The organism is Burkholderia theae (genome assembly GCF_048565265.1).
GTDB lineage: Bacteria > Pseudomonadota > Gammaproteobacteria > Burkholderiales > Burkholderiaceae > Burkholderia > Burkholderia theae.
In genome coordinates this window covers 973,773-996,258 of the sequence record NZ_CP183463.1, presented here as the reverse complement: position 1 = coordinate 996,258, position 22,486 = coordinate 973,773, and the positions used below count along the sequence as shown (strand labels likewise).

Sequence of the window (22,486 nt, the reverse complement as noted above, 5' to 3'; positions counted from 1 at the left end):
GTTGTGCGGAACTACAGGCGTAGCGTTCCGCGGCACGTTCAACTGCGACCGCATGCGCCGAACAATCAGGTTGGCTGGCAGATGAACGGGTATTCCGAATCGTCAATCAACGGCTCGATGTCGAAGAAATCGTTGAGCACCGATTCCGCCGTGCAATAGGCGCCTTCCACCCAGGCCTGATCGTTTGAGTAGCACTCCCCTACGATAAAGACGGGCGCATCCTTGCCGTCGAGCAGCTGCGACGGCTTGCGTATTTTTTGCTGGACGTCGGCAACGTCGTAGTGCGCAGCCCACGCGTGGTAGCCCGCACGGAACGGCGGCAGCGACCAGTCGACATAGGCCGCCTCGAGCGGCTCGGGCACGTCCGCAAAGTCCGAGTTCGGCCCAAAGTGCAATTCCGCCAGCTGCTTTCGCAGCATCTTGACCATTCTGTCGGGCACCTTGCGCGGCCCGATCAGCGGTTGGATATCGTCGGCGATCGGCACATGCCGCTCTTCGTTCGGCCCGAGCTCCAGCTCGCGCCAGAACGTCGTGAAGGTTTCGTCGTCGTAGGAAGCCAGCAGGCCGTAGACCGGCTTTGTATGCTTGTCAGTCGCGTTATTGCCGAAATAGACCACCATGCGGATCGGCGTGTCGGTCACGCTCGGTCCCATGGTGTTGCGCTTTGCGACGGCGAGCAGCAACGTTTCCTGCTTGACGGTCATCCGCTCGTCGGCAGCTTGTTCCACAGCCTTGACCAGCTCGTCGGCGCTCGCGAACTGGACATTCAGGATCGTGTCCGAACCGGACATCGCCTGCACGAACACGGGCGGAAAGTCCTGCGCCTTGAGCGACGCGATCACGGCATCCGTTACTTCATAGCCGTCGATCTTTGGCGGATAGGGCGTAGCCGGGTCCAACCACCATTCTTTCTCGAAGAACATGCCGACCTTGTAAGACGGCTGCATGATGGCCGACTCGAGATAGAGCTTGACCTTCTGGTCGTTCAGGACGTCCAGTCCGCCCCGATCGTCATAGCGGGAGCCCTGGGCAACCTGTTCGAGCGCCGCGCGCGGCATGGCCAGCCAGGCGGCCGACGTGGTCTGACGGGCAGCCTCCCGGTAGGGATCTTCCCGCTTCGCGATCGTGTAATGGACGACGCCGTCCTCGACATGGATGGAGCGCAGCCGCTGGTTCGGGTAGTACTGAAGCGTGACGCCTCGCTGCCTCGCCAACTGCTCGATGGCCGCAAACAATGCGTGAAACATGCCCGAGTAGCCGGTCGTCAGCGTCATGTACTGATTGCCCGGCGTGAATTCGTTGTTCGACTCGAACGCGACCGCGGCATTCCAGTTGATCACGTTGGACGAGTATCCGTTGCCGTCCGCGGCGTACTGATAGCCTTCCGAGCCGAGCTGGTCGTACATCAGGTTCCAATAGCCGATGTCCTTGAGCAAATCGCCTTTCTGGAAGATGGAGCTCGACGGCAGTTCGGCCGTGATGCGGCCATGCTGATAAAACGCGTCCCACTGCTTGCGTGTGCTCGGACCACTGGCGCTCGTGACCGACAACGCTTCGACGACGGCGAAGCCCTGGTCGGGCGTGGTCGCGGCACCAAAGTTGTTGGCCGCGTACGGCGCCGGCGTGCGCGAAGAAATATCGTTTTGATAGAGATTCCTGGCGCGCAGGTAGTAGAGGGGATTGCTCGATTCGTTGAAAGGCACGGCATGGCGGTCGAGCCCGAGCTTGGCGATCACCGTCGTGACCAGCCGGTGGCCCTGCGCTTTACCGTCGTTGTTGCCGTTCCATTGCGAATAGCGCATGCCACCCAACTCGAGGTACGAATGGTCGGGATTGTTCTGGTAGTGCCAGGTGCAGACCCGGGCACCGGGTGCACGGGTGCCCTGAAATTCCTTCGAAAAATCGTACTTGCCCCAGTCGAAGAGTTCCAGGACGTCGCCCTGCTGCAACTGCCGATGCGGATCGCCCCCCGCTCGCGTCCGGCCATTCAACAGTCGCCAGGCCGTGTATAGACCGGCGGCACCACACCCGAAGATCGAATAGGTCTTGCTTGCCATGGTGTCCTGCTCCCGTAGATGCCCGGCCTGCGCTCAGGCCAGCTTGTTGAAATAGCGGTTGCCGGTGGAGAAGTGCGAGATGTCGAATGGGGTATGACCGTCCAGGGTCAACTGGCAAAGAATTTCGCCTAGCAGCGGAACGAACTTTCCGGCCCAGCCGGTCGCATAGATGACGATGTCGCGGTGGTTCGGCACATAGTCGGGCGCGAAGTCGATCAGCAATTCCTTGTTCGCAATCTTGCTGAGTGCGACGAGGCAGGTCGACGTGAAGCGCGGAACCGGCTCGAGACCTTCCATATGCTCGCCGACCCACTCAGCCGTGAACGCGAGCTCCTGAGGATTCGGAATGGGCGTGCGCTGATCGGGGGACGTCAGCGGCGCGAGGACGAAATCGGAGGCGACACGGATATAGCCCGGGTAATTCCAGGCTACCTCCGGGAAGCCGTAGAACTGATTGCCGTTGTCGCCCACCGGGTTCTGGAAAACGAACCAGGTGGGGTACTGGATATCCGGCCGAGTCTTGCGGTAGTAGGCCGAGGCCATATTCCAGTAGGTCGCCGCGATACGGAACCCCAGCAGCTTGAACACGTCGTCGGCATAGGGGCCCGGCGTCAGCACCAGCTTTTCGGCACTGAAGGTCCCAAGCGGAGTCTTCACTTCAAAGTGGCCCTGCCGACGCTCGATGCCGATGACCGGCGCCTCCTGCAACAGCTGCACGAAGGGAGAGCGCTGATTCCAGTCGAGCAGCGTCCGCTGCGTGGCCGCGAGATCGATGCTGGCGCCCTGGGCCTGAAATAGTCCCGTATACGTCGACGGTAGATTGCGAAAGTGAAAACGCCTCTCCAATTCGCCCGCATCCAGCGTTTCATAGGCAACCCCTTCGGCCTTCAGCGCTTGCTCGGCGGCGGGGATATTGCCCTCTGTCGACTTGACTGTCGGATCGCCGAACCACAAGGTGCCGACCGTGTCCATGAGCGGCTGCGGCGTCAAGCCTTGCAACTCGTCCCAATAGGGGATCGACTGCTTGACCAGCTTGACCATGTAGGCGTCGGGATAGGGAATGCGGAACTGGCGCGACACGCCAGCCGAGCTGCCAAGCTGGTTCACGAAGGTGAACTGCTCGAGCACCAGCGTCCTGGCCTTGCGCTTGCCGAGATGGTAGGCGGTCGATAGGCCCATGGGCCCTCCACCGACAACGATGACGTCAAAGCGATGCGTTGCGTCGTGCATGTTGGGGCTCCAGGGCATCCGGAAGCACATCGATTTCAGCGATCCGCGAGATCACGGTCCTGATTGATGCAGCAACGGCCGAGTCGCTAAGTCGAGCGTCAGAGAGGCTTTGAAAAGCGGGATTGATTGGGCCAATTTCATGCTTGGCGATGCGTCGTCCGTATCACGCTTAGCTATCCGCTGCGGTCGAATTACATGCCTGGCCACGGATGTGAGCAAGCTGGCAATCCTGACAGGAGGTTGAGATCTCAATCCCGGTTCGTCGGGACGAGTCAGGGTTTCCTCCAATGTTCTTATGGACGATGTAGATGGGGTATATGACGCACGTCGCCTCACGCGAACGCCGCCGCGATGGTCGTCAGGTATTGAGGCTCGTCAGGTCGTCCCACGCGAAGACGATGATGTGCGACCGCCAGACCGACCCCGGATCGACATACTCGCCTGTTGGCCGGCAATTCAGCGCTTCATAGACGTCGACAAAGACCGTGTCAACTCCCCGCGATGGCGTTGCTGCGCCCAGTCGCCGCGGTCACGCGTTGTGCGCCCCCCCGAATTTGAGTTGGCAATCGTGCCATAGTGATAAGGCTCCTTTCATGCCGTTCGCCGATGTCTGTGTAAGGCAATTCCGAACGTTGGGGCGATCCGATGACCAACAACGCCTATACGACAATGATTCTGGCATCCAGGAAGCGTGGAACCCCGCGGAAATGTCAATGCTCGTCAGCCGACATACCGGCAGTCGCCCCGTTGGAATCGAAAAAATTTCTGATTGTATTTATGTAAACTTTCTCTGTCGGCGAACGTAGCGCATTTCGCTCGACTGACTACACACACTGCCTCGGGTAAAAACGCATTGCCTCTAATTGATTGTGTGCGCATTGTCGGCAGACGCCTTCGTCCCACGTCCAATCTGCCATGCATCCCACCCCGCCGCCGTCCGCAGCGTCCCTTGCCGACGCCTCGCCAGGCGCGACGCCGCTCATCCGGCGCTTCGCATGCAACGACGTCGATAGCCTCGCGGAATGCACGCACGGCTGGTCGATCCGACTCGATCAATTGTCGCCAGGGCCGTTTCGTGCGACGCTGCATGAAATTCGCTTCGACGACATGCAGCTGCTGCGCGAACGTGTGAATCGCGCGCTGCTCAAGCGCGGCGACCAGTGCGCCGGCAGCACGTCGTTCAGCATTCCGCTGGAAACCGCGGGCGCCGGATACTGCGACGGTGCGCCGCTGCGCGACAAGGCATTGCTTATCTCCAGCGGGACATCGCTGCCCGAACTGCGCACACCTAACCATCAGGACGTCGTGCTGCTGACGGTGCCGACCGACACGCTGCGGACGCTTGGATGGCTCGGCAATCACGACGGAGACGACGACGGAACGTGGTCGACCGCGACCAGCATCCTGCGGGTGCCCGAGTCGCGCTATGACGCGTTGAAATCCTTGCTGGTGGCCGGCTTCGATGCGGCCGATACGTATGAGCGGCCCCTCTCGCATCGACAGGCGCGCAAGGCGCTGCGCGACGCCATTCTGGTCGAACTCGCGGACGCGCTGCAAGCGGCCGGCCCGTCCGTTCGTCTCACGCCGTCCGCGCGGCGTCGCGTCGTCGACCGCGTACGCGACCTCGTGGTCTCGCAGCCCGGCGTTCCACTGACCGTGCTCGACGTGTGCCACGCAGTAGGCGCCAGCCGGCGCAAGTTGCAGTATTGCTTCGAGGAAATCCTCGGCACGCATCCGGCCTGGTACTTGCGCGTGTTGCGGCTCAATGCCGTGCGCCGCGAACTGCGCGAGCAGTCTCCCGCCAGCACGTCGGTCAGCGACGTCGCATGCCGCTGGGGCTTCTGGCACCTCAGCCGATTCGCGACGCACTACCGGGAACTGTTCGGAGAACCGCCGTCCGACACCCTCAAACGTCCGCCGCGATAATTACCAAAAGCGGATAACGCGCCGGATTTTGACGTTCCTAGACTCCGTACACCTTTCAACTGTACGGGGAACGGCACGATGAAAATCCTCAGATGTGCGCACGGCGCCCGGCGCCGCCGCACACGCACGACCACCGTTGCGATCGGCGCATTGGCGGCCACACTCGCGTGCAATACCGCCCGGGCGCTCGAAAACGACGGCCCCATCACGCCGTTCGGCGTGTTCGATTTCGGCGCGGGCATGACGCCGCCGCCCACGGCGAACGGCACGCTTGCCACACGCTTCGCGTACTACTCGACGCGCGCGATCCGCAACGGCGGCAACGCCGACTTCTCGCTGACGGTCGCGTCGTGGAGCCTCGCGTACATCCGGATGACGAACGCGAAGCTGTTCGGCGCGAACGTCGGCTTCGGTGCGATCGTGCCGTTCCTGAATCTGAACGGACACGTGAACATGCCGACGCCCGCCGGAACGCTCGCGATGTCGGCCAACCCGACCAACATCGGCGATGCGGACTTCCAGCCGCTGATCCTCGCGTGGACGCTGCCCAATCTGTTCGTCAACGTCGCACTGCAGGTGCAGGCGCCAACGGGCGCCTATTGCGCCACTCGGCTCTTCAATCCCGGCGTCAACCACTGGACCTTCTCGCCGATCATCGGCGCGACGTACATCACCGGCAGCGGATTCGAAATCTCGACCAGCATCGAGATCGATCAGAACACGACCAACCGCGCGACGAACTATCGCAGCGGCACCGGATTCCGGCAGGAATTCGCGGTCGGCCAGCACATCGGCCCGTTCACGGCAGGCCTGGGCGGTTACATCGAGCGCCAACTGAGCAACGACCACAGCCCCAATGTCGACGGCAATCGCGCACGCGTGAACGCGCTGGGCCCGGCGATCAGCTACGCCGAGCCGGGCAAACCCGCGGTATGGCTGCACGCCTACAAGGAATTCCGTGCGCAAAATCGCGCGCAGGGGTACCAGATCGCGCTGCGTGCGGCGCTGTCGTTCTGATGTTCCGATCCGGGAGCTATCGATGAATCCGCTTTCTTCAACGCACGCCGCGCCGTATACACCGGCCGCCAGGCAAGCCGGCGCAAGCCAGGGTGCCGTGCTGCTGCTCGGCAGCAGCCTCACCGTCATGGGCGCGGTCATGATCGCGCCGATCCTGCCGAAACTCGCGGCGGAGTTCGTGCCGGCCGACCCGCGGCTGGCCGCGCTCGTGCCGCTCGTCGCGACAGGTCCCGCTCTCGCGATCGCACTGTGCGCGCCGCTCGCCGGCTGGCTCGCCGATCGCGTCGGACGCAAGATGCTGCTGTTGCTCGCGACGCTCGCGTACGGGCTGGTCGGCGCCGCGCCGGCGTGGCTCGACAATCTCACCGCGATCCTCGTCTGCCGGCTCGCGCTCGGGGCCGCCGAAGCGTGCGTGATGACGTGCTGCACGACACTGATCGGCGACTACTGGCGCGGCGAGCAGCGGGTACGTTACGTGAACCGGCAGGTCGTCACGATCGGCGTCGTCGGTACGGTGTTTTTCGTGCTCGGCGGCGCAGCGGGCGAGCATTCATGGCGCTATCCGTTCTACCTCTATCTGCTGCCGATCCTGCTCGTGCCCGCGATCGCGATCGTGCTGTGGGAGCCGCTGCGCGACGGTCAGCCCGCCGAGCCGGGTGACGGCGGCACGCCGCTGTCCGGCGGACAGCTCGCGCAGACGCTCACGGTCGGCTATGTGCTGATCTGCATCGGGATGATCAGTTCGTTCGTGGCGCCGGTGCAAATGCCGCAGTTGATGGTCGACATCGGGCAGCGCTCGTCGACGATGATCGGGGCAGTCGCGGGTGCCGGCCTGCTGTCGACGCTGGCCGGCTCGATTGCGTGGCCCTGGTTGCGCGCTGCGCTGGGACGGCGCTTCGTCAACGTCGTGCTCCTCGCGCTGCTCGCCACGGGCCTGATTCTGCTGGCGCGCGCCCATACGGTGCCGGCCATCGTCGCGGCAGTCGTGATTCACGGCTTCGGCGGCGGCATGCTGGTGCCCAATGCAATCCTGCCGCTGATGAGCAGGCTGTCGCTCGCGATGCGCGGCCGCGGCCTGGGCGGCTTCACGGCCGCGCTCTATCTGGGCCAGTTCGCCAGCCCGCTGGTCGTGCTCGCGTGTGCACAGACGTTCGGCGGGCTGCGTGCCGCTGTCATCGCCATCGCATGCGGTACGGCCGTCACGGCACTGCTGTGGTTGCTGCCCGCGCTTCGAAGCCGCGGCGACGACTGATCCTGTTACCTCTCCTCGTCCTCGAACCATAGACCCATGAAAGACTTCCAGAACCTCATCGCGACTCACGACGGCATCGCACTCGCGGCGCTCGTTCGCGCGAAAGAAGTGACTTCGACGGAATTGCTGGATGCCGTGCTCGCCTGCCTCGACACGGTCGACCCTGCGCTGAATGCCGTCGCGGAGCGACTCGACGACACGGCAAGACAGGCGGCATCGTCCGTCACCGGGCGCGAGAGCGTACTCGCCGGCGTACCGACGCTGATCAAGGACCTGTTCATGCCGGTGCGCGGCGCGCGCATGGCGAACGGATCGTTTCTGTTCGGCGACTACCGGCCCGACTTCGACGGCGAACTGGTGGCGCGCCTGCGGCGCGCGGGCATACCGATCGCGGGAACGTCGTTGTCGCCGGAGTTGGGCACGTCGTATTGCACGTCGTCGGCGCGTTTCGGCGTCACGCGCAACCCGTGGAATCCGAACGTGAGCGCCGGCGGGTCGAGCGGAGCGGCGGCGGCGCTCGTCGCAGCCCGCGTGCTGCCGTTCGCGCATGGCAACGACGGCGGCGGCTCGCTGCGCGTGCCCGCGTCATGCTGCGGCGTGTTCGGACTGAAACCCACGCGCGGGCGAACGCCGAATGGCCCGATGATCGGTGAAGGATGGGCCGGCATGGGCATCAACCACGCGATCACGCGCTCGGTTCGCGACAGCGCCGCTCTCCTCGACCTGACCGCGGGTGCCGATACCGGAGCGCCCTATGCGGCGCCGTGCCAGACGGAAAGCTTTCTCGCGGCCACGCAGCGCGATCCGCAGCCGTTGAAAATCGCCGTTATCGAGCAAGCGCCGCCGTGGCCGCTGCATCCCGCTTGCCGAGCCGCGCTTGCCCATACTGTCGCGTTGCTCCGCTCGCTCGGGCACCACGTCGAGCCACTCGAGAGCCCCGTCGATTCAGAGGCGTTCTATGACCGCGTATTCACGATCATCGGCGCCCAAACGCGCACGCTGGTCGACATGATCGGCGCGCAGCGTGGCCATCCGGTGCACAACGATGAAATCGAGGCCCGCACCCGCATCATCTTGCGCGAGAAGGGCAATCTGAGCGGGGCCGAATACGCTGGCGCCGTCGACTGGATCCATGCGTTGGGCCGCATGTTCGGCCGGCTGATGGAGCGCTACGACGTGCTGTTGACGCCGACGCTAGCGATGCCGCCGCTCGCGCCGGCCGAACTCGCGGTAGTGGACGACACGCAGTCACTGAGCGAAATCATCGACCGGTCACATCGGTTTTCTCCGTTCGCCGCATGGTTCAACGCGACCGGCCAGCCCGCGATGTCAGTGCCGCTTTACTGGGACGAACAAGGCCTGCCAGTTGGCAGCCATTTTGCAGGGGCGTTCGGTGCGGAGTCGCTGCTGTTTTCCCTTGCCGCCCAACTCGAGCGCACCGCTCCCTGGGCCAGCCGCGTTCCGCCAGTCGGTCCCATCTCGATCAGCGCGGCGCACACGCATAGCGCGAACACTGCTTCGAAATGGATGCTATAGCAGTCGAGCAGTGGCTGCCGCCGCGCATTGTAGAGGCGCTGCGTGCGCACGGTGTGCGAACCCTGGCCGATCTGACCGTGCGGATCCCGCGGCGACGCCGTTGGTGGTCGGCGATCGCTGGACTCGGTGCTGCCAGCGCACACCGCATCGAGATGTTCTTCGCCGCGCATCCGGCGCTGACCGAACGTGCGCGCGCATTGATCGTGGCGGTGCCGTCCGGCAGTATCGTGCCGTGGGAGCAGTTGCGTGTACCGAACCAGGTCGACGGTTCGCGCGGACAGTTCCGCGCCCCGGAAGGCACCTGCCTGCTGAAGGCTTCGAGCGACTATGGGGCGGTTCAGTCGTGGCTGTCACTACACGAATCGGCCGCCACGCAGCGCGCCTACCGAAAAGAGGCCGAACGACTGATCCTTTGGGCGATCGTCGAGCGCAGTTGCGCACTGTCGTCGCTCACCACCGACGATGCGATCGCCTACCGGAGTTTCCTGAGGCGGCCAACGCCGCACGAGCGCTGGGTTGGCCCATCGCGGCCGCGGCACAACCTCGAATGGCGGCCGTTCACCGATCCGCTGTCCGGCCGCTCGGCAGCGTATGCCCTGAACGTCTTGTCGGCGCTGTTTCGATGGCTCGTCGAGCAGCGCTACGTGCTCGCGAATCCGTTTGCCGGCGTCAAGATCAAGAGCCACGTGCAGCGTGCGGGATTGGACGTGTCTCGCGGCTTTACCGAGGGTGAGTGGCTGCTGATCCGCACGCTTGCCGATGGCCTCGAATGGTCATATGCCTGGAGTGCGCCGGCGGCGCAGCGTCTTCGGTTTCTGCTTGATTTCGGCTACGCGACCGGCCTGCGCGCGAGCGAACTGGTCAGCGCGACGCTCGGCAATGGCAGCAAGCTCGGTAAGGTGGCGTTGCCGTCGCTCGCTCGAACCGCGCTGGATCAAGCTCTCGTGCAGCGCGGGCTACCCGTCACGCCGGCGCGCTGGAACCCGGCGACGCCTCTCGTCGCAAGTCTCGAGGCGGAGGGCTCAGGCATCGAACCCAGACGGCTCTGGCGCGTGCTGCGTCGGTTCTTCGAATTGGCGGCCGACGCGATACAGGATGAACGGCCTGCAACTGCGGAGAAGCTGCGGCGCGCGAGCCCTCACTAGATGCGTCACACACACGCGTCGCATGCATTGGCGCAGGGCGCTGAGTTGATCATGGTGCGCGACAACCTGAGGCACGCGTCAATCTCGGCAACGTCGACCTATTTGCATAGCGACGAGGTGCAGCGGGCACGGCAGTTCGACCAAGCGTTCGAGGCCCGCAGTCGCTAGTCAGCCGTCAGACCGACTGCGCCGGGACAACGATCGTGACTGCCGGTCGAACGTTGCCCAGCCCCACGGACAGATAGCTCAGATTCTCGCGTTGAATCATTGAGTTAGGTCATTTTTGGCGAAAATTTCACGAATCCCGGCCGACCCTCAGGTTAGCAAACTGGCAAGTCGCGAGCGACGACGATACCCAACAATCATTTATAGGGCGCGACCGTATAAATGATTGTTGGCGACCCGGGCGCAGCGCGACGTCGACGTAACAAAACTTGACGCTCTGTCTGGAGTTCCTGGCCTAGAATAGCGACACCGAATCGTCATATGATGTGATGCACGAACTGTGCAATGGGTAAATGATCTCCGCGGCCCACCCGTTCGAGGACATACCAGTGCAGTATCGGGAACGGCCCGTATTCGCCATGACGTCGCCAATGCGGCCGGACGTCGCGTCGGTCGTCGCTGACTTTTCCCCATACGGTCCTGGGGTCCGCTGTTTCCTTTCGCCGTTTGACGCGTTGTTGGATATGCTCTTCTTGCGGCGGAAAGATCCGAATGCGGTCGAAGCCGTAGCGCGTTCCAGTCTTTTGCCGTTGAATATCTTTTATTCGAGTCGGTTCCGGCAACGGCCGCTCGCTGTGCATTTGGGGTGGCTTGCACACGACCAACGGTTGGTGGCGCAGGCCGACGGCCAATTGATCCGTGTAGTTCGCGACCAGGCGCCGCAATGGCGAATGCGGCCGAGATGCTTGGAGAAGATGGGGATCGACAGCGGGACTTGGGCAGCGTTGGAACAATTGCATGAACGCGCCGGCCTATTTGCCTGGTGCGATACGCTACAAATTGTGCATCAGTGGTTCGCTGAACCGGCCGCAGCAGAACCGGCGTTGCAGCGGAGCGTCGCGGCGCTCGAAGCGATTGAATCGATAGTGGTGCCCGTTGATCGCGCTGAACAAGTGGCTCTGATCGACCCGGAATCGGGCCAATGGCATTTCGTGCCGCGTGACACGATCAAATTAATACACTGAGAGAATCCTCCCAGGCCGGGACGGATTTACAGGATGTGAATAACGCCGGAAGGGGCTTTCCGTGGGCATTCGAGACACTTTCAACAATTTCGCGACCGGGGCGGTCGACTGGAATAAGCGCCCGGTCAGCCTGAATTTTGGTCAGGCACAAGGTGCGCTGGGCCATTTGCTCGCGCTCCAGCATGGGCGCATCCATGAAGGGCTAATGACGGGCATTCATGGCGCGCTCACGTGCGCCTCGCCCCATCACCACCTCGCCCCCAAACTATTCATCGGCATGCCCGTCTCCGTCCAGGTCGCCACCGACCGCGGGCACCAGCACTGCATCAACGCGATCATTCGCGATGTTCAGACGGGCCAAAGCGACGGTGATCTGTGCGTGTACCAGCTCACGATATGCGATGCCTTGTCGCTCATGGACAGACGCACCAATTCACGCCTCTTCCGCAAGAAAAGCGTCGTCGACGTGCTCACCATCATGCTCAATGAGTGGCGACAGCGCAGTCCCGCGCTCGCCCGTGCGTTCGAGTTCGATCTGTCCAGCCTCAATCGCAGCAGCTACCCGGCACGCGAATTGACCCGCCAAGTCAACGAATCGGATGCGAAGTTCGTGCGCCGCTTGCTACGCCGCGAAGGTATCACCGTGTTCGCCCGATCCGGTCCGGTCAAAGGCGCAAACGGCACGCCCAACGAGCCCCCTGTCCATACGCTAGTTTTCTGCGACGATCCGATGCACCTGCCCGAAGCAACCGCGGGCACCGTGCGCCTGCATCCGCGCGATGCAGGTACTGAGGAACGCGACACCATCACCTTGTTTGCCCAGCACCAGCAACTTGTCGCCGGCGAAGCCAGCCGGCTGTCGTGGGACTACAAGACGACCCGCATCGACGAGTCGGGCGCAACCCTGGATCTCGACCAAGGCGAGGCAGGCAACGATCTCGCCAAGTTGCTCGCCGATGTGATTATCGACATTCCTCACGCGGGCGACTCTTGGGCCGACCTCGACCGGCTCACCCAGGCTCGCATCCACGCCCATCGATTCGCCGCCGAACGCGTCGACGGCGTCAGCAGTGTCCGCGATCTCGCCGTCGGGGCGTACATCACGGTCACGGGCGACCTGGAGCTCGACATGCTACCCGTCGATCAACGCCAGTTCGTCGTCACCTCGATTCAGCACGATATCTGGAACAACCTACCCAAGGGACTGAACGAGCGCGTCCAAGCCTTGTTTGCCGCCAGCCGCCATCTGTCTCAGCAGGCCCCGTCGACAGAGCCAGCTGACGGCGAAGATACGCGCTACGAAAACACCTTCACCGCCGTGCGCCGCGGCGTGCCGCTCACCCCTGCGTACGATCCCGCGATCGATCTGCCGCACGTTCATCCGATCACCGGCGTCATCGTCACGCACGATGGCGAAGACGTGGTCTGTGACAAGGATGGCCGCGTGTATGTCCAGTTCCAGGGGCTCAATCCGGCGGATCACGCGCATGCCGATGGCGTCGGCACCAACGGTGACGCTGGCGACAGCGTGCCGATACGCGTCTCGACCCTGCTCGCGGGAGCGGGATTCGGCGCCACCTTTCTGCCCCGCGCCGGCATGGAAGTCATCATCGACCATATCGGAGGCGACCCCGATCGCTTAATTGTGACGGGGGTCGTCCCGAATGGCGCGAACCCGCCGGCCGCGTTCACCCACACAGGGACGCTACCCAGCAACCGCCACGTGTCGGGCATCAAAACCCAGGAGGTAAAGGGGAAACGCTACAACCAGCTCCGCCTCGACGACACTCCGAATGAGATTAGCGCGCAGCTGGCAAGTGAGCACGCTCATACTCAGTTGAATCTCGGAGATCTGACCCACCCTCGCGAGAATGGCCAAGGACAAGCGCGCGGTGAAGGCGCAGAATTGCGCACTGACGCGGCCGCAGCCGTGCGCGCGGCACGCGGGATTCTTCTCACCGCTTATGCCCGCACACGCGCGAGCGGCGACCAGCTCGACCGTGACGAACTAATTGCCTTGCTCGGCGAATGCTCGGAGCTGTTCAAATCGCTCGGAGACTACGCCGGTCAGCATGGTGGCCAAAGTGCCGATACGGCCGGTCAGCAAGCCGTCTCCGCTGCATTCAAAAACTGGACCTCCGGCGACGGTGGCCAAAGCGCCGCTGGCTCCGATGTCGCGGCATCATCAGGCACGCCCGCATTGCTGGCGATTGGCGCACCAGGCGGTTCGGTCAACCTGACGCCCAGAACGCACGTCACCTACGCCGGCGAGAACGTCGACCAGGTGGCGCAGCAGCACATGCAGCTCGTGAGCGGTCAGCGGCTAAGCGCATCGGCCGGCCAGGGCATTCATTTGTTCGGACGTGGGAAAGGCGTCGTCGCGATCGCCGGAGAGGGGCCCGTTACGCTGCAGGCCCAGCAAGACAACCTATCGGCTGTCGCAAAGCAGGGCGTTCAGATCACTGCGACCGATGGCGAAGTAGTGATCAGCGGCAAGTCGATACGACTCATCGCCGAGGACGGCAGCTACATGAAGATTGGTGGCGGTATTCAGGGCGGCTCGAACGACGCTTTCACTATGCACACCGGTGGCCACGATTTCCTTGACCCTGCCACAGACCACGTCACACCGCCGACCTTCAATCAGGCCGGCACCGACCAGAAATTCCGCTTACGTCATCCTGCGGTCGATGGCGATACCACCGTGCACGCCGTGCCTAATCGGCCCTATAAGATCACCCTGAACAGCGGCAAAGTAATCAAGGGCGTCTCGGATCACGAGGGGCTTACCCAACTGGCCGACAGCGACGCGATGCATATCGCTCACATTCAGGTCTTCGACGCAGTGGAATAACACGCCATGCCAACCTCTTCGTCGCCGAATGTAGTCGCTGAGCGCAAAGCCGTCACCCAGACGGGCCGGCCCGCTGATGCTGCTCTCGATGTCAATGTGCCCCGCCGCTTCCCTTGCGTCACAATCCTGATTCACGGTGTCAACGATCTCGGTACCGACTTCGGCACGGTCGAAGGCGGCCTCTGCGAGGGCCTCAATGAACGGCTCAATCGACCCGATCTAAAGGCCGCCGAATATACGCACGGCCGCATGGCCAACGACGACCCGAAGAAAAAGCCGGTTACCGCTGCGGACCTCATGAAGAACCTCGACGACGTGCTTTATCGGCGGCAGGAGGACAAAGATACCCGCAGCCCGCTGATCCCCTTCTATTGGGGCGTGCGCGAAAGTGGGAAGGACCTACCCCAGGACCCGGCCAAGCAGACCATCAACGGTCAGTATGTCGATAAATTCGGCAACCGGCTCGACGTACATCGCGCCAAAAATGGTGGCTTTTTCGCCAATGCGACAACCGATATCCCTGACATGTTCGGCACACACTTCCTCGGGGGAAGCACCACCGCCATCCTGAACGGGATACAGAACGATCCGACCCACCCGCTCTTCGAAGCCCCGGATCGTCATTACATGGTGTTGGCCGCCGTTCGACTCGCAGCTCTGATCCGGCAAATCCGAATCATCAATCCCGACGAAACCGTCAACATCATTGCTCACAGCCAAGGCACCCTTATTTCCCTGCTCGCCCAGGCGTTCCTGATAAACGGGCTCGATCCGAACTCTTGCAGCGTAGGGGACCGACCTGCTGATACGCTGATTTTGATCGATTCGCCCTATTCGCTCGAACAGGAAACCATGGAGCGCTGGACGCAGAGCGGCGACGAGCAACAGACGTCCTACGCGCGAGTCAAAACCCTCGCCAACCTGACCCAGCTAGTGGCGCAGGCCAAACACAGCGCACCGTCACTAGATACGCTTTGTGCCGTCGACGCTCAGGGCAAGGTGGTCCGTGACAACTTCGGCGTCACCGGAGCCAAATGGACACCGACGAAGGCGGTGCGCCTGGCCAGCAAACCGAACGACGATGTCGTCGGCAATGCGGCACTCGTATTCGCCGAGCGCGACAATCGAGGCAAGGTCTACCTCTACTTCTGTCCTGAGGATGCCACCGTGGCATTGAATGGGGTCAACGGAATGGGGGCGGCCGGCCTGCCTGATTCGATGAGTGTGCGTCCCTCGCGCAGCGGAGCGAAAGCGGAGTCGGTTCCTTTGCTATCGAATGCGTTTCGACAGCGCATTTTTACGCGCCGTTTGCGCAATGGGCAGCCGGTTCTTGTCGGCAACGCACCCGGCCCATTCACATTGCGGCTAAAGGGCGAAAGCGCCCATGGCACCACTGGGTATGTGGAAACACACTGGAAGCGTGCTGAAATCCCGGTCGGAACCGTCCGAACCATTAACGGCGAAGCACTGCCGCCGCCATTTCCGCCGGAACTACAAGGCAACGTGATTCCCGGCACTGAGAAAAAGCGGCTTGATGGCAGCGCAAGCGAAACTGAACCGGGTAAGCAGGCGCTCGATCAACTCGAGGCAGAGGTCGCCGTGAGCACGAATAGTAGCGCCGGGGCGCTACAGCAAGTGTCTCAAACCGTCGCTTGGCCGACCTTCGCGATCGGCGGCCTGGTGCCGGATAGCCGCGAGGTTGAAAGCGTGCTCAATGCAAGCAAGGATCTCGACAATCAGTGTCGGGTCTTGCGGGTGCAACCTGTTTTCCCACCGCATGCGGGCAAGCTACAGGTATTGCGTACCGAGACACCCAACGAGGCGAAAGTACGCCTGATGAATCAGCTGCAGCCCGACAGCTCTTATCACTCCGGCGTGATGAGTGGTCGACGCAATCATCGATGCGCAACCGCGTTCGACGTGTCTGTCGGTCAGGGCCGCGTTCTCGACGATCCAATTTTGGCCAAGCTGCTCCGTTCGATCGCTGACTGGCGCATACCCTTCGCGAGCCTCACAAAAGGCGCGGCACTCGAGCGATACAATCAGCTTGACCATACAACACGCGAAATCGTCGAGGCGACTTGTCGGTACTACGGGGACGGGACGTTTCCTTCGGATCGGCTAGTACCCAAAAAGCCGCCACAGCAGGTTGTCAGCGAAGTCTATAAGCAGCAACAGGACTTCAAAAAGCAGGAAGAACAGCGCCTGGAAAAGGAGCGCATCGACCAGCGAAACCAGCAGCTGAAGGCGCAAGCCGACAAGGTCAAGTCGACGATCCAACAGGACATGGACCAACTTCAGCAACGCCTTGGACAAGGAGCCGATGCCGCTCGACAGGGGGTCAATCAGGCCGTCGAACAGGGTAAGCAGGCCGTCAAGAATCTGATCGATAAATTCTGAATGCGATGAATTCCACTGCTTCCAAGCGCCTGTCGGGCGGACATCTGGTGGTCGCGTTGGTAATGTGCCTAGCGCTGGTCTGGAGTATTGCGCTCAAATTAGCCACAATGAACGGCTATATCTCCTGGGAAACGATATCGATGAACCAACGGGCGCTGTTGTGGCTGTTACCGATCCTGCTGCTCGCCGGCATGATTGCGACCGGATACACCATCTGGACGCGCCGGCATGCACCAGGCCAGTCCGACCCAGCCGCAGTACAGGCGGCGACTGTGTCCGACGGCGCGACGACACCCGCGGCGGCACGCGATCCGCGATTCACGCTGGAGGTGCGGCGCCTCGGCGTCACCGTCGACCGGTTCCGTCAACGAGCCCTGTTGATGCGCCTCGATGAAGTCGGCCAGAAAGGCACACTACTGCTGCAGGACCCGAAGGAGTATCCGTGGTCGAGTGAAACGCGCGATTCGCAAGGACGTCAGCGCGAAAACAACGTATTCGGATATGCGCTGCGTGGCTGGCTCGGTTTCTGGCCAATCCCGGTTATTGTCGCCGGGCCGCCGAGAGACGACAGCAATCCAGGTGCCGATCGCATGGCAACCCATATAGGAACTGCCGACAACGGCGCTGGAATCGGGAATCCAATTTATATTCGTCTCGATGAGATCCAGACCGAGCACGGCGACGACGTTGTGGCCCGCGCGTTTGATGTCTTCGAACGTCATCCGGACCTGCCAGCAGTCGTCCTGTTAGTCGAGGATGGGCTCAACACTCGCGCGTACATGCGAACGCCAGGCGAGGATCTCGCGCAGTCGGATACCGACGGCAATTTCGTCCCGAAACGACCCGACAGTTTCGTGGCGTTGCTTGTGACACGCAAGGATCGGGTAGATCGGCTGATCCGGCCATACGTGACTGATGCGCCGGCTGCGATCGACAGTTCGAAGACGCAGTACGACGTGATCAAACTGTGGAACTACTTCTGGGACCAGCAGGATCAGTATCGAAAAGACCATCGCAACGAGATGCCGTGGGACTACTGGCAATCAAAGCTGCCGGAGTTCTGGAAGACCACACAGTTGAAAGTACCCGAAGGGTTCAAGCCGAATCCATGGGTGCCCGTGCCGTGGACAAACTGGCAGCTGAAAGAGTACGACGATTGGCCGGTACTGGCGTATCTGCATCGCCCGGTGCGCGTCGACCTGAGCGACGGTCACGGCGAACCGCTGAAAAAGGGTGAGCGCATCGAGAAGATCAAAACGGGCTGGCAGGACGCACTGCAAACCGTTACACCCGAGAGTCAGCCCAGTCGGATGTTTTACGACACGGGTGCGTCATCCAGCCAGCTCCCGGTACTGGTGCAGGCGCTGCACGACAACTCGCAGCATATCGATTTGGACGACCCGAAAGACGCGTTCGATATGCAACGTCGCATCGGCGGCGACACTGGCACCAGCTCCACGTGGGTCCAGCTAGCGTTGGCGTTGATGATGAATTACCAGGACGGCAAAACGAGCGCGCTAGTGAACCTACGCGATCCGCTACACGCCACGATCGTGATGCTTAGCCCCCCGGACGCGGCAGCCCGGCAGGCCCATCCCCAGGATTTCAGTTGGGCTTTCTGATGAGCAAAAAACCTTACGTCCTAGAAGGCGATGGGCATAGCCATGGCGGACGAGTTCTGTCGGGCGCACCGCATTCGCGGATCAAGGGCCGAGCGATCGCGCGTTTGCACGATCCTGCGATCTGCGAGATTCACGGGCCGACGACGATCGCGAAGGTATCGGGTCGCGGCCGCTTCGATGGTCATCCGGCCGCATGCGATGGCGACGAACTGGCCTGCGGGGCGCGCCTGATTGCGAGTCAATCGAACACTGGCGGTTAACGCTAGACCCGCTCGGAAGAGCGGGCCGGGCACGACGCTGCGATGATGCGCTCGGTCTAACAGCCATTCGGGACTGCTTGCCGTGAGACCCGCCCTAGCCTATACCGTACTGGTTGCGGCTCCGGGGGTCATCATGATCTGACCTTTCCCCACTGAAGTATCCCACTGTAAAGTTAGTGGCAAGGCCGCAGGAGAAACCTTGTCATGAAGAAGTCGCGGTTCAGTGAAGAGCAGATTATCGGGGTGCTGAAGGAAGCCGATGGAGGCATGAAGGTCGCAGACCTGTGCCGCAAGCACGGCATATCGGATGCGACGTTCTATAACTGGCGTAGCCGCTACGGTGGCATGGATGTGTCGGAAGCACGACGATTGCGGCAGTTGGAAGAGGAGAACCAGCGACTCAAGCGGTTGGTGGCAGACCAGGCGCTGGACATCCAGGTTCTGAAGGACGTTCTCGGAAAAAAGTGAGTTCGCCCGCGCAGCGCCGGGAAGTCGTGCAGCAGGTGATTGAACGGCACGACTATTCGGAGCGCCGGGCGTGCGTGCTCATTGGTCTGAATCGCCGGACGTTCCGGCGGCCGGCCCCGCCAGACGCCGACCACGAAGTGCGGCAACGGCTACGCGAACTGGCGCAGCAGCGGCCACGATTTGGCTCGCCCCGCCTGCACGTCTTGCTACGCCGAGAAGGTCTGGTGCAGAACCACAAGCGCACTGAGCGGCTATACCGCGAAGAAGGCCTGTCGCTTCGCCTGAAACGGCGAAAGAAGCGGCCGAGTCATTTACGCGTGGTAATGCCGACACCCAACGGCACGGACGAAAGCTGGGCGATGGACTTTGTTGCTGACGCGCTGGTGCATGGCCGACGCATTCGAATGTTGGCCATCATCGACACGTGGAACCGGGAGTGCCCACACGTCGAGGTCGACTTCTCGCTGACGGGTGTTCGCGTGGCGCGTGTACTCGAGCAGTTGCGGCAACGAGGACGGCATCCCAACCTGATTCAGGTGGATAACGGCCCGGAGTTCGTCAGCAAGGCGCTTGACGCCTGGGCGCACGAGCACGGCGTAAAACTGCAGTTCATTCGGCCCGGCAGACCGGTGGAGAACGCTCACATCGAGAGCTTCAACGGTCGACTGCGTGAAGAGTGTTTGAATCAGCATGCGTTCGTCAGCCTTGACGATGCACGCGGGAGAATCGAAGCGTGGCGCACTGACTACAACGCGGTGCGTCCGCATAGTGCCTTGGGGCAACTGGCGCCGGACCAATTCCGGCAATTGCATCAACCAAAAAACGGCGAGCCCACTAACTTACGAATGGTGCACTCAGCGGGGTAAGGTCACATCAGCGGCAATCCTTCCCCGAGATGGCCGAGGATCACGTTCAGGTTCGGATAGCGGTCGAACAGCCCGCTCAGCATCAGCCTGATCGAGTGAGTCGCGGTTTCGTGCGCAAACCCCCACGCCGAGCCGACGAGCGACGGATAACCCGCGTAGATCCTCTGTTGGCCCGGCAGCGGCTCGCGCGGATGCAGATACACGGGAACGCCAAGACGGTCGACGCGCTCCCAGAATTCCCATACCGGCTCCTCATCCAGATACTGCGCCGTATCGGCGTCGCCAATATTGGTGTAGCCGTTGATGAGTGCGCCCCGCATGCCGAGTGTCTTGACGGCGCGTTCCAGCTCGTCCGCCGCATCCACCGGCGACTGCAGCGCGACGGTGGCGAACGCGTACAGGCGGCCTGGGTGCCGTGACGTGAAATGCTCGGCGACGTGATCGTTGGTCCACCGCGCGAAATCGACGGCTTTCGTGCGATCGAGGATGGATTGCGCACCGGGCGACGTGAGAGACAGCACCGCGATGTCGATGCTGTTGCGATCCATCTCTTCGATGCGCCGGTCTGCATCGAGCAGCCGGGCGTCGACGTCCTTCATGTACGCCTCGCCGTTGCGGGCGGCTTCACCGGACGCATCCCACAGGTTGTTGTTCTGTTCGGTGGTCAGGTGTTCTTCAAGTACGATCTTGCCTTTCATTCGGACACTCCCGTGCTCAGCGTAATGTGCTTGTATTCGATGAAATCGTCGATCGCGGCCATACCGTTGAGGCGCCCCAGCCCGGATTGACGGTAGCCGCCCTCCTCGAACTGGTCGTAAATCTTCGCCCAGTCATTGATCCACACGGTACCGGCCTGCAGCTCCTGCGCGACGCGCATCGCGCGGTGCACGTCGCGTGTCCACACCGCTGCGGCAAGCCCGTATTCGCTATCGTTGGCGAGCGCGATGCCCTGCGCCTCGGTGTCGAAAACCTGCATCGTCATCACCGGCCCGAAGGTTTCCTGCTGCACGATGTCGAGCTTCGGATCATCGACCTCGAGCAGCGTCGGACGATAGAACGCGCCGCGTGCCAGATCGCCTTCGGTGATGGGGCCACCGCGCAACACTACCTTTGCACCGGCCGCGATGGCCTGCTCGACGGCGCGATTGACGCGCTCGACGTTGGCTTTGTCGATTAGCGGCCCCATGTCGCTGCTAGGATCGGCGGACGGCCCGACACGCACTGCGCCGAGACGTTCGGCAAGGCGCCGGCACAGCGTATCCGCAATGCCGCGCTGGACCAGCACGCGAGATCCGGTCACGCAGAATTGGCCGGCGAACACGGTCAGCGATTTTTCGAGGATGGGCAGCGCCGTGTCGAGATTCACGTCGTCGAAGACAACATGCGGCGTCTTGCCACCGAGCTCGAGACCGAAACGTTTCAGACGCTGCGCGCCAGCGGCAGAGATCGCCCGACCGGTCGCAGATGAGCCCGTGTAACTGATGACTGGCACGTCGGGGGACGTAATGAGGAACTTCGCACCTTCCGAGCCGGATTCGCTAAACAGGTTGATCACGCCGCGCGGCAGCGACGGTGCTTCGGACAGCGTTTTCGCGATGAGCGCATTGGTTTGCGCGGTCTGACCCGGCATCTTGATGACGGTGGTTGTGCCGGCGGCGAGCGCCGGCGCGAGTGATCGCACCATCAGTACGACAGGCGAATTCCACGGCACGATGATGCCGGCGACGCCCATCGGCTCGCGCAGCACGAGCGATACAACGCCGGGCTTCGGTGTGCCGGCGTACCCCCTTTCGGACCGCGCCAGCGCGGCGTAATAGCGCAGTTTCGACGGCACCATCGAAACCTCCAGTCGGGCTTCGGGTTGAACCTTGCCATTCTCGAACGACAGAAGATCAACCAGCACGTCGGCGCGGCGTTCGAATGCGTCCGCGAGTTCGTCGAGCACCTTCGCTCGAAGTTCCGCATCGCGTTTCCATTGCGTGGTGTTGAATGCGTGCAAGGCTGCGGCGACCGCAGCGCGCGCTTCAGGCTCGCCACCGTCTGCGTAGCGGCCGATCGTCACACCGGTCGCGGGATCAAACGAATCGCGATGATGGGACGAATCGACCCATTCGCCGTCGATCCAGTTCAATGCGTGAGAAGTGAAAGTCATGAGTGTCCTTTGGTCGGAGTCAGGCGTAGCGGTGGGTGGTTTCCACGCAGGTTGCGTACGTCATGCACGCGCCCATCAAGGTCGACGACCGCGTGCGGGTCGCCGATCGCGCCCACTGGCGCGATCAACGTTGGGTGATGAGCGTTGTTGGTCGTCGAGTCGATCGACTTCCAGTTCGTCAAATTCCGCGGATGCTTGCCTAGCTCAACACATTGATCGAATGATCGACTCAGCCGGAAACCATGGCCCCACGCGCGGCCGGTCCTCCGGCCCGCATTCACGTACGGATGATTCCGCTTCGCGTCGGTGTGCCCCCTTCGGCCAGCGGTACGCTGCAACTCGTCCTTTCGCCTGGATGGGCCGCCATTTCCGCGCCGGGCGATCCTTCGCCGACCAGTGCGTCGATTGTGAGCTTGCTGCCTGCGGCGTGCCGCCCCGACCACACGTCTGCGACCATTGCGGCGGAAGCGGCAATGGCTCCGCCGCCGGGTATGCGAGGCTTTGCGCGAGC

General features: G+C 62.3%; 14 protein-coding genes and 1 pseudogene. 11 read left to right on the top strand and 4 right to left on the bottom strand.

Annotated features, from left to right (window positions below; genetic code table 11):
* Positions 1 to 65: 65 nt before the first annotated feature.
* The gene (locus ACN22W_RS37105) at positions 66 to 2,057 is read right to left on the bottom strand and encodes a hypothetical protein (protein ID WP_419690060.1); all 1,992 of its coding nucleotides are present in this window, start codon (positions 2,055 to 2,057) and stop codon (positions 66 to 68) included.
* Between the two features lie 33 nt (positions 2,058 to 2,090).
* Entirely contained in the window at positions 2,091 to 3,287 is a 1,197-nt protein-coding gene (locus ACN22W_RS37100) for an FAD-dependent oxidoreductase (protein WP_419690059.1), read from the bottom strand.
* Positions 3,288 to 4,202: 915 nt separating this feature from the next.
* Between ACN22W_RS37100 and ACN22W_RS37095 the strand changes: the two genes are divergently transcribed.
* The 11 genes and pseudogenes from ACN22W_RS37095 to ACN22W_RS37045 all read left to right on the top strand — a co-directional run bounded on the left by ACN22W_RS37095 (position 4,203) and on the right by ACN22W_RS37045 (position 19,823).
* Complete coding sequence (locus tag ACN22W_RS37095) at positions 4,203 to 5,213, top strand: helix-turn-helix domain-containing protein (RefSeq protein WP_419690058.1); 1,011 nt, start codon at positions 4,203 to 4,205, stop codon at positions 5,211 to 5,213.
* Between the two features lie 78 nt (positions 5,214 to 5,291).
* Positions 5,292 to 6,230, top strand: a complete 939-nt coding sequence (locus tag ACN22W_RS37090) for a SphA family protein (protein ID WP_419690057.1) — start codon at positions 5,292 to 5,294, stop codon at positions 6,228 to 6,230.
* 22 nt (positions 6,231 to 6,252) lie between these two features.
* Positions 6,253 to 7,482 (top strand): MFS transporter, encoded by a 1,230-nt coding sequence (locus ACN22W_RS37085; RefSeq protein WP_419690056.1) that lies wholly within the window; start codon positions 6,253 to 6,255, stop codon positions 7,480 to 7,482.
* A gap of 36 nt (positions 7,483 to 7,518) precedes the next feature.
* Positions 7,519 to 9,018 carry an amidase gene (locus ACN22W_RS37080; protein WP_419690055.1) on the top strand — a complete coding sequence of 500 codons (1,500 nt, stop codon included), beginning with the start codon at positions 7,519 to 7,521 and terminating at the stop codon, positions 9,016 to 9,018.
* A pseudogene (locus ACN22W_RS37075) lies at positions 9,018 to 10,331 on the top strand (phage integrase family protein); the annotation flags it as partial. The gene ACN22W_RS37080 and the pseudogene ACN22W_RS37075, both read left to right, overlap by 1 nt.
* Before the next feature lie 350 nt (positions 10,332 to 10,681).
* Positions 10,682 to 11,353 carry a hypothetical protein gene (locus ACN22W_RS37070; RefSeq protein ID WP_419690054.1) on the top strand — a complete coding sequence of 224 codons (672 nt, stop codon included), beginning with the start codon at positions 10,682 to 10,684 and terminating at the stop codon, positions 11,351 to 11,353.
* A gap of 61 nt (positions 11,354 to 11,414) precedes the next feature.
* The gene (locus ACN22W_RS37065) at positions 11,415 to 14,207 is read left to right on the top strand and encodes a type VI secretion system Vgr family protein (RefSeq protein ID WP_419690053.1); all 2,793 of its coding nucleotides are present in this window, start codon (positions 11,415 to 11,417) and stop codon (positions 14,205 to 14,207) included.
* Positions 14,208 to 14,213: 6 nt separating this feature from the next.
* Positions 14,214 to 16,607 carry an effector protein Tle3 domain-containing protein gene (locus ACN22W_RS37060; RefSeq protein ID WP_419690052.1) on the top strand — a complete coding sequence of 798 codons (2,394 nt, stop codon included), beginning with the start codon at positions 14,214 to 14,216 and terminating at the stop codon, positions 16,605 to 16,607.
* A gap of 5 nt (positions 16,608 to 16,612) precedes the next feature.
* Positions 16,613 to 18,229 carry a type VI lipase adapter Tla3 domain-containing protein gene (locus ACN22W_RS37055; protein ID WP_419690051.1) on the top strand — a complete coding sequence of 539 codons (1,617 nt, stop codon included), beginning with the start codon at positions 16,613 to 16,615 and terminating at the stop codon, positions 18,227 to 18,229.
* Complete coding sequence (locus tag ACN22W_RS37050; protein ID WP_419690050.1) at positions 18,217 to 18,489, top strand: PAAR domain-containing protein; 273 nt, start codon at positions 18,217 to 18,219, stop codon at positions 18,487 to 18,489. Before ACN22W_RS37055 ends, ACN22W_RS37050 begins: the two co-directional genes overlap by 13 nt.
* 204 nt (positions 18,490 to 18,693) lie before the next feature.
* Positions 18,694 to 19,823 (top strand): IS3 family transposase gene (locus ACN22W_RS37045; protein ID WP_419690049.1). Its coding sequence is split into 2 segments (ribosomal slippage): positions 18,694 to 18,943 and positions 18,943 to 19,823, totalling 1,131 coding nucleotides; the frame shifts between segments, so codons are not numbered across the junction.
* 2 nt (positions 19,824 to 19,825) lie between these two features.
* On the opposite strand, the gene ACN22W_RS37040 is transcribed toward ACN22W_RS37045, so the two are convergent.
* Positions 19,826 to 20,521, bottom strand: coding sequence for an amidohydrolase family protein (locus ACN22W_RS37040; protein WP_419690048.1), 696 nt, complete (start codon positions 20,519 to 20,521; stop codon positions 19,826 to 19,828).
* Positions 20,518 to 21,975 (bottom strand): aldehyde dehydrogenase family protein, encoded by a 1,458-nt coding sequence (locus ACN22W_RS37035; protein WP_419690047.1) that lies wholly within the window; start codon positions 21,973 to 21,975, stop codon positions 20,518 to 20,520. The genes ACN22W_RS37040 and ACN22W_RS37035 overlap by 4 nt, the downstream gene beginning before the upstream one ends.
* Positions 21,976 to 22,486: the final 511 nt, after the last annotated feature.

Bases quoted from the DNA above. Each gene is read 5' to 3' on its own strand.
- ACN22W_RS37055 (WP_419690051.1), top strand. From the start codon at position 16,613: ATGAATTCCACTGCTTCCAAGCGCCTGTCGGGCGGACATCTGGTGGTC.
- ACN22W_RS37100 (WP_419690059.1), bottom strand. From the start codon at position 3,287: ATGCACGACGCAACGCATCGCTTTGACGTCATCGTTGTCGGTGGAGGG.
- ACN22W_RS37090 (WP_419690057.1), top strand. From the start codon at position 5,292: ATGAAAATCCTCAGATGTGCGCACGGCGCCCGGCGCCGCCGCACACGC.
- ACN22W_RS37080 (WP_419690055.1), top strand. From the start codon at position 7,519: ATGAAAGACTTCCAGAACCTCATCGCGACTCACGACGGCATCGCACTC.
- ACN22W_RS37095 (WP_419690058.1), top strand. From the start codon at position 4,203: ATGCATCCCACCCCGCCGCCGTCCGCAGCGTCCCTTGCCGACGCCTCG.
- ACN22W_RS37105 (WP_419690060.1), bottom strand. From the start codon at position 2,057: ATGGCAAGCAAGACCTATTCGATCTTCGGGTGTGGTGCCGCCGGTCTA.
- ACN22W_RS37060 (WP_419690052.1), top strand. From the start codon at position 14,214: ATGCCAACCTCTTCGTCGCCGAATGTAGTCGCTGAGCGCAAAGCCGTC.
- ACN22W_RS37040 (WP_419690048.1), bottom strand. From the start codon at position 20,521: ATGAAAGGCAAGATCGTACTTGAAGAACACCTGACCACCGAACAGAAC.
- ACN22W_RS37070 (WP_419690054.1), top strand. From the start codon at position 10,682: ATGATCTCCGCGGCCCACCCGTTCGAGGACATACCAGTGCAGTATCGG.
- ACN22W_RS37085 (WP_419690056.1), top strand. From the start codon at position 6,253: ATGAATCCGCTTTCTTCAACGCACGCCGCGCCGTATACACCGGCCGCC.
- ACN22W_RS37035 (WP_419690047.1), bottom strand. From the start codon at position 21,975: ATGACTTTCACTTCTCACGCATTGAACTGGATCGACGGCGAATGGGTC.